Below are 10159 nucleotides of genomic sequence, written 5' to 3'. Positions count from 1 at the left end.
TATGGTGACCCGTGGGGGAATCGAACCCCCGATACCGCCGTGAAAGGGCGGTGTCTTAACCGCTTGACCAACGGGCCATGTTGAGTAAATGGTGACCCACCCGCGACTCGAACGCGGGACACCCTGATTAAAAGTCAGGTGCTCTGCCAACTGAGCTAGTGGGTCATAAAATGGCAGGGGTGGATGGGATCGAACCATCGCATGTCGGAGTCAAAGTCCGATGCCTTACCGCTTGGCTACACCCCTGTGTTGTGGGGTGAGTAATGGGGATCGAACCCATGCATAACGGAGCCACAATCCGCCGTGTTAACCGCTTCACCATACCCACCACAGGATATTTATTCTGTTTAGCACTATCGTGCCTTACAACGATATTTAGTATATCAGTTAATGTTTTTTGTGTCAACCACTTTTTAAAAAACTTTTTTAACTGTTCTACTATCTCATGCTAACCATTAGGTCATGACATGAGCACCGCTGATGTTTTTAAAGTATATCAAATAATCTTTTTCTTGTAAACCCCTTTTTAATATTTTATTTTCTATTTTTATCATGGAGTACTCTTTCTATTTCCACTTACATTTCTATCACCATTTTCTCTTATATACTTGTATTTTACTTTTGTTACCTGCTAATTCAAAGTATATTTTCAACATTCATCTCATCTATAGATATTCCTCACTATCAACCGTAATAGATTATTAAGATAGTCTATAGTTTAGTTTTGTATGTTTTACTTACTATATACAAAATTAAAGGAATGTTGATTATTTGCTATCAACACTCCTCTAGTTATTTTGGGACTATTTTACTATTCCTCTTTTGCCGTACATTTTTTTGATATATTAAGGGATTACGTAGCACCTAATATTCTACTACTATCTTATATCATTGGTAAGCTCTTTATTAAATTAGCTTAGCTAAATCATTTAGGTTTTCACCCATTGTTGGATGTGTAAAGATTTGGTCACGTAAGTATGTATACTTAATATCGTTGTCCATCGCCATTTTAATGATGTTAATTAACTCTTCGGAATTTTTACCAAACAAAGTAGCACCTAGGATCAAACCAGTATCCTTATTTACTGTTAATTTAAATACACCACGTGGATCTTGATTGACTGCATGACGTGGCATATTGTTCACTGGTAATACCGCTGTTACAGCATTTGGGTATTGTGCCTTCGCCTCTTCTTCATGTAAACCTACATGGGATAAAGCAGGTGTAATGAAAGTAGAATATGGCACGTGTGAACGATTACCTAATGTATAACTTTCATCCCCATGCAATACACGATTGACAATGCGGAAGTCATCTAAAGATACATATGTAAATTGTTGACCTCCGTTTACATCGCCTACAGCAAATACCTTAGGAACAGCTGTCATCAATGTTTCATCTGTTACGATAGAACCATTAGGACGAACTTGAATATCTGTATGCTCTAAGCCAAGACCTTCTGTATTTGCTTTACGACCTGTAGCATGTAACAGCGCATCGAAAACAAACTCTTCTCCACTTTCAGTCACCACTACCACAGTATCACCTACGTTTTTAATTTCTTTTGTGACAGCGTTAAAGTGGAATCGGATGCCATCTTCTTCTAGATATTGTTGTGCCAAGGCAGCTACATCTGCATCTTCACGTTTTAAAATTCTGTCCCCACTTTCAAAAGCAGTTACTTCAGCACCTAATCGCGCGTATAGATTAGCAAACTCAATGCCGATATTACCGCAGCCAATGATACCTAACCGTTTTGGCAATGTATGTAGCGCTTGTAGTTCAGTACTGTTATATACAAATTTAGATGTAGATAGCCCTGGAATTGGAAGCACTACATTAGTAGCACCTGTATTAATGATAATAATTTCAGCCGTCAATGTTTCCACACCGTCTGCTGTTGTTACTTCTACTTCTTTATTGGAAACAAATTTACCATGACCAGTGTACACCGTTACATTTGGATTGGATGTTAACATGTTTAAGTTTTTTGCATTTAATTTGCCTACTACTGTATCACGAGTTGCTTTCGCTGCTTCGTAGTTTTTACCTTTATCAGCGCCTACGATCATTGTTTTTGTAGGGATACATCCGATATTAATGCATGTACCACCATACATAGCTGGATCTTGTTCAATTAAAGCTACTTGCTTTCCTTCTTTGCCAAATGTGGCAGCTAATGTTTTGCCAGCTTTACCGAAGCCGATAACGAGTAAGTCGTATTGTTTCATTATAGTCTCCCCTTTTGTTAATTCACATGAATAAAAGTGTATTATATATTTCATTGTAACTACAATATTGTTCTTATTGTATACCTATTCACTAGGAATTTCAATACTATATATCACAAATATTTTTTCAAGCTTTATAGTTATAAAGAGTTACGCTACACCAGTTGCACTTAACGACTATATTGTAATATATCTACTTCACAAACATACCATAAGTTTACCTATTATTTTGAATATCAACCCTATTCGATGGTAACGCCCATACGCAAAACTAGCACTTTCACGAGGAAAGTGCTAGTCCATAACTTCGAATCTATAGCACTCCTAGGTAAAGGATTTATTCTGCGATTCGAGCTTGTAAGTATTGTTTTACAAATGTTGGCAATACGAAAGCAGATTTTTGGATGCCATAGTTATAGTATTTAGTTGTAAAATCTTGAGCACGATTTGGATCCCATTCTAATGGGTCATGTTTCTTAGATCCCATAGTAAAGCAATGCATACCTGTCGGGTACAACGGAATAAATGCTGTATATAGACGAGTCACAGGGAAATGTTTATTCACATAGTAGAACACGTCAGATACTAATTGTTGGTGCATCACTGGAGATTCTGTTTGTTGTACAAACAGCCCGTCTTCCTTCAATGCACGATAGGTATTTTTGTAAAATTCTTCTGTAAATAAACCTTCACCAGGACCGATTGGATCCGAGCAATCTACGATGATTACATCATAGAAATTTTCTTTTTCCGCTACATGACCAATACCGTCACCAATAGTTACTGTCAATTTTGGATCTTGGCGGATCATTGCATCAGCAATAGATGGCAAATACTGTTTTGCTAATTCCACTACTTTACCATCGATTTCAACCATTGTCACTGTTTCTACACAGCTATGTCGTACACATTCTCTAGCAACACCACCATCACCACCACCGATGATCAGTACGTGCTTAGGATTTGGATGTAGGAATAACGGAATGTGGCTCATCATTTCATGATACACAAATTCTTCTCGTTCCGATGTTTGAAACACACCATCCAAAACAAGCATATTACCGTATTCTAAACTATGAGCGACTTCAATCGTTTGAAAGTCGGATTTTCCAGAATATAAAATTTCATCCACTTCTGCGCATAACGCAAGATGAGGGGATTGCATTTCTTTAATCCATTGTGTCATGTCTTACTCCTCACATTGTGGCTGGATGTATAAAAAAGCTCCACCCAGCAAATTATCTCGTAACCAACGGCGTAGGGAAAAAGTTCGTTCCATACCTTCATCATAGACAACACATCGTGTGTCATCATTGTTGACTTGCATGGATACGATAGGAACCCAATGCCATGTAGATAGACCCTCTTCCTGTCCACGATGACGATTCAAAAATGCGACAGGACAATCTTGTTCCAAACCACGTTGAATAAAGGCTGTTACTTCCTCTACCGTATAAGGGCTTCCTTTCAGAGGAAAAATCGGCAATCGTTTCACGGTATATGGCAGATTACTATCTGCCATATATTGGTTGACACCTTGTTCCCACCAAGTACTTTTATAGAGTCCACCACCATAACGAGGGCGCACGTATTCCCATACCTGATTCATACGTTCCAAGGCTTGGTCTCCGTCTGCAGCAGTCTCCACAGGTAAATGACCATCACGGAAAAGCACATAGGAAATCACCTGTGTAGCCGTAGTCGGTCCACAACCTGCTAAGCGTTTCCACGCATCTGCATACCATTCTTGGTCATACCCATAGGAAAAATTCCCATCCTTTTTCACTTGCAACCATTCAGGATGTTCAATACGATAGCGTTTGATTCCTGCCATTAGTCTTCTACTACCTCAACAGTTTGCATACGGTCGCCTTGTTGGATTTTATCCACTACATCCATACCTTCAATAACTTGTCCGAATACAGTATGAACACCATCTAAATGAGGTTGTGGTTCATAGACGATAAAGAATTGGCTACCTCCTGTGTTAGGTCCACGATGAGCCATAGACAAAGCGCCACGAACATGTTTATGCGGGTTGCCTTTAGTTTCACAAGGAATTGTGTAACCAGGGCCACCTACGCCAGTCCCCATTGGGCAACCACCTTGTGCTACGAAACCAGGGATGACACGATGGAATTTCAAAGTATCGTAGAAACCTTCTTTGATTAATTTTACAAAGTTAGCTACTGTGCCAGGAGCTTCGTTTTCAAATAATTCGATAACAATGTCACCGTATTCCATATGAATAATTGCCTTTTTCATTACTGTACCTCCAAAAAAGTTCTAATCACGTGACCCGCTAAATGCAATCCTGCTACAGACGGAACAAAACCGCAGGAACCTGGACTTCTAGAATCGTCATCTCGGTTCGGTGTCATCGGTTGTTCTGTTGAAAATAATACAGTTTGCTTTTTAATGCCACGACGACGTAATTCTTTACGCATCACCTTCGCCAATGGGCATGTATGGGTCTTACTAATATCTGTAATCTTCAATTGGTCTGGCCACATTTTGTTACCTGTGCCCATAGAAGATATACATGGTATATGACTATTATAACACGTTTCAATGATAGATAGTTTAGCACTTACCATATCGATAGCATCAATCACAAAATCCGGGGTAATATCGGTGATGAAATTTGGATGACTTTCACCAGTATAGATCATATCATAGGCTTCAATATGTAGATTAGGATTGATTGCTAAGGCTCGTTCTTTTGCCACCTCTACCTTGCGTCGACCCACAGTGCTTGGCAACGCAATAAGTTGGCGATTAATATTACTCATCGTTACTTGGTCGCCATCAACAATGACAATATGACCAACACCTGAACGCACTAACGCTTCTAACGCAAAAGAGCCAACACCACCGCATCCAAATAGCAAGACTTTCTTACCCTGCAAAGTTTTAATTTTTTCTTCCCCTACCAACCATTGTAGGCGAGTTAACATATGCTCCATATTAATAGGCTCCTGCCGGTATAATTTCAGTCCAATATCCATCTGGGTCAGCGATAAAATAGATACCCATCGCTTCGTTTTCATAGACTACACAATTCATAGCCTTATGTTTTGCCAAAGCACCTTCATAATCATCTACATAGAATGCCACATGAAATTCATTGTCACCTAAATTGTAAGGACGATCCCAATCACGCAACCATGTTAATTCTAAACGATGAGGATTAGTACCGTCTCCTAGATAGACAATTTTAAAAGATCCATCTTCTCCATCAATATGGTCTACTTCTTCTAATCCTAAGGCTTCTTTGTAAAAGGATAGACTCTTATCCAAATCTTTCACATTAATATTATTATGAGCAAAGCTAAATTTCATACTTCCTCCTTAATTCCTAGTAAATAACAGTATTATTCTAACATAGGTACCAAGGGAATACAATCACTGTACTTGAAAGTAAGCCCTGCTTCCCTCATCGGTTTTTGTCACCACCAAGTGTGCACCAATTTGTTGTTGCAATTCTGGTACATGAGATATAATCCCCACCAATCGACCTTGGGATTGCAATGCCACTAGCGTTTCCATTGCCACATCTAATGTATCTGGATCCAAAGTACCAAAACCTTCATCAATAAACATAGTGTCTAGATGAATGCCCCCTGCATAGGATTGGATCACATCTGCTAATCCCATAGACAGCCCTAAAGATGCCAAGAAGGTTTCCCCACCGGACAGAGTATTGGCAGGACGGCTCGCCCCTGTATAGGCATCAAAGACAGCAATGTCCAATCCTCGGGCACCACGGCCTCCTTCCTCTAATGATCGTTCTAGTCGATAACGACCACGACTCATATCATGAAGTCGTAAGTTTGCTGCACTCAATACTTCTTCCAGGATAGCACCCAGCACGTAGCGTTCAAAACTGACACCTTTCATACCTGAATCTCCGCCATTCGCTAAATCAGCTAACCCAAAAATAAAGGCCCGACGGTCCGACAACTCTTTGGTAGTCGCTTCTAACTCTGAAATCTCTTGGATAGTTTTTTCCTTACCAGTCACTTGCGATTTTAAAGTACCAATGACTTCCCCTAAATCTTTCAATTCTTGCTGTAAGCCGTCAACCGATTCTTTGTCTATTTCCTTTGGTGCAGTGGCATAACTAGCTAAATCATTTTTCACTTCTTCTAACAAGGAGTTTAACCGTAATGTTTCACTGTTATAGGCATTAAAGGTTTCTTTCCATGCTGGCAATGTATCAAATGCATGAGATTCCTTTTTAAATGTATCGATGGTAAGAGATTCCGCTGCTAATACTTGTTCAATATCCTTGCTCAAACTTTCTATATCCTGTTTCATGCGCACTTTGTGCTCTCTGAGGGCACCTACTTCTGCAGTGAGTGCAGCCTGTTTTGCTTGACTCATTTGTCGTTCTTCCTCTACCGCTTTACAGTCCGCTTCATATCGCTTCAAAGCATCCGACAATCCTTTCAGTTCCATCATATACGTATCCACTGTGAAAGGGGCTATACTCTTTTCAATACGATGTATTTCTGTTGTTATATGCTGAACATCTTGACTTATCGTTTCTATTTGACCTATTAAGATTGTCAGTTCTAGTTGTTTGGCATGAAAGTTAGCTTCTACTGCTTGCAATTCTGTTTGCAATGTACTGAGTTTTGTTTCTAACTCTATTTTATCCTTTTCTGCATTCACTAACTCTTTTTGTATCTCTTTGAAAGTCTGGTCTATTATTTCTATATCCACAGTTTTCTGCCACCATTGGAGGCGTTCAGCTACCATGTCTATTTCCTTGACTTTTATAGCTGTTTCCAATATCCGACCCAAGCGCAGTATAGATTCTCTTTGAACATCTTCTGTAACTTTTGGGTAGGTTTCGCATAGACGATTCCATTCTTTACTATATCGTTCTACTTCTTCTTCACTGTGAGCTAACTTAGTTTCTATCGTTGCCACCTGTGTTTGACTAACTTGGAACTCTCGGCGGAGTCTATCTACCGTTTCACGTACAATCTCTTCCGATGGAGCTTGTGCTAACTGTGGATGGTCGAGGGAACCACATACAGGACATGGCGCTTGTTCTTCCAATTGCAAACTCACTTCATAAGCTTGGTGTTGTCGCAATAATTGCTCATTATGATGATATAGTCCTTCACGAGTCTTACAGGCCTGTCGTTCCTCCTCCAACTGCTTACTATACACAGTTTGAGTCTCCCAAGCACTACACAATTTATCTACTACACCCTTTAAGGAATCCCACCAACTCTTCAGTTCACTAGTACATAATTTTTCCTCACCTAAAGAAGTATAACTTTGTAACTTAAGATTCATTTCTTCTAAGCACTGGCGCTGCATTTCTATATTGGTTTGACTTGCTGCCAATATCTCCTGCACTCCACCTTGTTGCTGTATCTTTTGCACTTGGTCCACCTCTAATGCAGTCCGTTTCTCCAAGAGTTCACCATACCGTTCCACTTCTTGTTGCAAGGCCTGCAATTGGTGATATTGCTCTTTTTGCTTTGCATACGTGTCCGCTTGCATTTCTAGCTGTTCACGCTTACAATCCAAACTTTGTAACAATACAGCTACAGATTGCAAAGATGTTTCTAATATGTCCAGCTTTTCTTTATTTGTATTGAAAGTACCTTGTAACTTCTCATATTGATTCAGAGGAATGCGAATTTTTTCCAACCGTTCCCAACGGTCAATCGTTTCCCCTAATGCAATATGTTCTTTTTCCCCCTCTTTATGACTAGCTAAAGCCTTACTATACTGCTCCTTGCGCGCTAATAAATGGGCGTAATTTTCATGCTTTACATAGGCCACTTGCAATGATTCATATTGGTGTTGCTTCTCCTTGCGTTCCCCTTCACGTTCAATTAAGTACTTACGTTCTTCTTCCACTAACGCCACTAAGTCCTGCAACGTATCTACTGTGTAGGTACTCAGCAAAAACTCAACCTTTTGCAATGTATCTTGAATCCCTACGGTAGCCTTGGCCAGTTCTTCTTTCAGTAGGTCTTGCATGCGTTTATATACTGAAGTTTTAAAAATCGTATGTAATAGCACTTCCCGTTCTGATGTAGGCGCCACTAATAATTTTCTAAAATCACCTTGTGGTAGTAGGACAACTTGTAAAAATTGGTCCACTCGAAATCCGATAATCTGTTGCACATAGTCACGGATTTCTTGGGCTTTCGTAGTAAGTAATTTCCATTCATCATCAATCCATTCACTGATGGCAGCCGTAGCCAATACGGTCCTTGTACCAGTACCACGCTTTTTCAGCAATTCTTGCTTCGGCGTTCGTTCCATCCGATACCGGTGGTCACCTACTTTAAACTCAAACATCACTGATGTAGGTGTTATGGCATCTGCATAATCACTGCGCATATCTGATCCATCACGAAGACCACCACTCGTTTGACCATACAGAGCATACACAATGGCATCCAATATGCTTGTTTTACCTGCCCCTGTAGGCCCTGTAATCAAAAACATAGATTGATTAGACAACACAGCAAAATCAAGGATTACTTCCTTAGGATAGGGCCCAAAGGCAGTCATTTCCAATCGTAAGGGTCTCATGCTTCTTCCTCCCTTAATACACGATGCCACAAACCTTCCATAAAGTCTAATTCTTCTTGTGAAAGCTCTTCATTCCTAGCTTCCTTGGCAAATTGAGCGAACAAATCTCGTTCATTTAATTCCTTAAATCGTTTAGCTCCCGTTGTATCTCGCACCACTTCCATGCGACCTACCAATTCTAATCGCATACAGTAAGGAAATACTTTTCGCAAGCGCCGCATCCCATCCACTACAGGTGCCGTATCTAACAATCGTATTTCCACATAATCATTATGATGCTGTGTATGCAGACTTTCATTAGCTAGTAAGTCATCAAAATAACCGGTAAGGCTTACAAACTGTCGACGCCCTACAATAGGAATTTCACTGATGGTTGTAGCCCCCTTACTATCCATATCAACGATAGTGAAACTTTTGCTATACCCCACCTCATCAAAGGAATACGTCAACAAAGAACCACTATAGCGAATATGGTCCGTCCCAATTCGTTGTGGTTTATGTAAATGCCCCAATGCCGTATAGTGGAAGTCTTTAAATACCGTGGTCGGCACTTGTACTGATCCACCCACTAACAGAGGGCGCTCCGATTCACTTTCAGTACCACCTGCCACAAAGGCATGGGCTAGACAAAGACTGCGATAGCGCTGTGAACGACTCGTCGCATAGGATGCCCACTGTTGATACGCATCTGCAATAGTCATGTTGTATTTGTTTGTATCAATGCGTATATCATTTTCCACAGCATCGATACTAGAAATATCAGTATTATCTATATAAGAGGAATTGTTTAGATTCGTAATGCTTTCATCACTTAAAGAAGCAAATAAATCTGCTGATTCACATTTAACTCGACGTTTCTTGCTAGGCTTACTAGATCCGACATTCATTGTAGACTCTATGGTTTCACCAACAATACCTACTCGATTCAGTTCTGTCTGTATGTCTCGCACTTCTCCATAAGGTAATGCCCACACATCAAGTTGACCATGTGCATCTTGAAATGTTATGGGTTTCATGCCTTGGTGGGCATGTCCTAGCAAATGGATGCCATGTGTTTTCCAGGCACTACGCCCCATAGCAAGCCGTGGTCCACTGTCGTGATTACCTGAAATAGCTACCATGGGAATCTTCTCTGTAAAGGCTAATCGATGGAGTACAGAATCCCACAACTCAATAGCCTCAATAGGTGGCACCGAGCGGTCAAAGACATCCCCACCGAGTACTACTAAATCAATCTTTTCCTCTTTCAACAAAGGAAAGAATTGGTGTTCCAGCACATGGGCTTGGTCTGTTGTTAAATGTTCATTATAAAATAGTCGTCCCAAATGCCAGTCTGCTGTATGTAGTATGCGCATAC

The 10159-nt window shown here is 40.3% G+C and carries 8 protein-coding genes and 4 tRNA genes; all 12 read right to left on the bottom strand.

Annotated elements, in window-relative coordinates; genetic code table 11:
- Positions 1–2: 2 nt before the first annotated feature.
- Positions 3–77, bottom strand: a tRNA-Glu gene (locus tag EO118_RS06425).
- Positions 78–89: 12 nt separating this feature from the next.
- A tRNA-Lys gene (locus EO118_RS06420) sits at positions 90–165 on the bottom strand.
- Between the two features lie 6 nt (positions 166–171).
- Positions 172–246 (bottom strand) — tRNA-Gln (locus EO118_RS06415).
- Between the two features lie 6 nt (positions 247–252).
- Positions 253–328, bottom strand: a tRNA-His gene (locus EO118_RS06410).
- Between the two features lie 578 nt (positions 329–906).
- Positions 907–2232 (bottom strand): FAD-containing oxidoreductase, encoded by a 1326-nt coding sequence (locus tag EO118_RS06405; RefSeq protein WP_127069164.1) that lies wholly within the window; start codon positions 2230–2232, stop codon positions 907–909.
- Between the two features lie 337 nt (positions 2233–2569).
- A complete protein-coding gene (speE, locus tag EO118_RS06400; RefSeq protein WP_127069163.1) occupies positions 2570–3418 on the bottom strand; it encodes a polyamine aminopropyltransferase in 849 nt (282 codons plus the stop codon).
- A 3-nt stretch (positions 3419–3421) separates the two neighbouring features.
- A complete protein-coding gene (locus EO118_RS06395) occupies positions 3422–4066 on the bottom strand; it encodes a hypothetical protein (RefSeq protein WP_127069162.1) in 645 nt (214 codons plus the stop codon).
- A complete protein-coding gene (locus tag EO118_RS06390) occupies positions 4066–4497 on the bottom strand; it encodes a peptidylprolyl isomerase (protein ID WP_127069161.1) in 432 nt (143 codons plus the stop codon). Before EO118_RS06390 ends, EO118_RS06395 begins: the two co-directional genes overlap by 1 nt.
- A complete protein-coding gene (locus EO118_RS06385; RefSeq protein WP_127069160.1) occupies positions 4497–5198 on the bottom strand; it encodes a ThiF family adenylyltransferase in 702 nt (233 codons plus the stop codon). Before EO118_RS06385 ends, EO118_RS06390 begins: the two co-directional genes overlap by 1 nt.
- A gap of 1 nt (position 5199) precedes the next feature.
- Positions 5200–5574 carry a VOC family protein gene (locus EO118_RS06380; protein ID WP_127069159.1) on the bottom strand — a complete coding sequence of 125 codons (375 nt, stop codon included), beginning with the start codon at positions 5572–5574 and terminating at the stop codon, positions 5200–5202.
- 63 nt (positions 5575–5637) lie between these two features.
- Positions 5638–8802 (bottom strand): AAA family ATPase, encoded by a 3165-nt coding sequence (locus tag EO118_RS06375; RefSeq protein ID WP_127069158.1) that lies wholly within the window; start codon positions 8800–8802, stop codon positions 5638–5640.
- Entirely contained in the window at positions 8799–10157 is a 1359-nt protein-coding gene (locus EO118_RS06370) for an exonuclease SbcCD subunit D (protein WP_127069157.1), read from the bottom strand. The genes EO118_RS06375 and EO118_RS06370 overlap by 4 nt, the downstream gene beginning before the upstream one ends.
- Positions 10158–10159: the final 2 nt, after the last annotated feature.

It is taken from the genome of Veillonella sp. 3891 (assembly GCF_003992315.1).
In the GTDB taxonomy this organism is placed as follows: domain Bacteria; phylum Bacillota; class Negativicutes; order Veillonellales; family Veillonellaceae; genus F0422.
The sequence above is the reverse complement of the archived record's forward strand: the minus strand, read 5'-3'. Positions and strand labels throughout refer to the sequence as shown.

Bases quoted from the DNA above. Each gene is read 5' to 3' on its own strand.
- EO118_RS06405 (WP_127069164.1), bottom strand. From the start codon at position 2,232: ATGAAACAATACGACTTACTCGTTATCGGCTTCGGTAAAGCTGGCAAA.
- EO118_RS06380 (WP_127069159.1), bottom strand. From the start codon at position 5,574: ATGAAATTTAGCTTTGCTCATAATAATATTAATGTGAAAGATTTGGAT.
- EO118_RS06385 (WP_127069160.1), bottom strand. From the start codon at position 5,198: ATGGAGCATATGTTAACTCGCCTACAATGGTTGGTAGGGGAAGAAAAA.
- EO118_RS06395 (WP_127069162.1), bottom strand. From the start codon at position 4,066: ATGGCAGGAATCAAACGCTATCGTATTGAACATCCTGAATGGTTGCAA.
- speE (WP_127069163.1), bottom strand. From the start codon at position 3,418: ATGACACAATGGATTAAAGAAATGCAATCCCCTCATCTTGCGTTATGC.
- EO118_RS06390 (WP_127069161.1), bottom strand. From the start codon at position 4,497: ATGAAAAAGGCAATTATTCATATGGAATACGGTGACATTGTTATCGAA.
- EO118_RS06370 (WP_127069157.1), bottom strand. From the start codon at position 10,157: ATGCGCATACTACATACAGCAGACTGGCATTTGGGACGACTATTTTAT.
- EO118_RS06375 (WP_127069158.1), bottom strand. From the start codon at position 8,802: ATGAGACCCTTACGATTGGAAATGACTGCCTTTGGGCCCTATCCTAAG.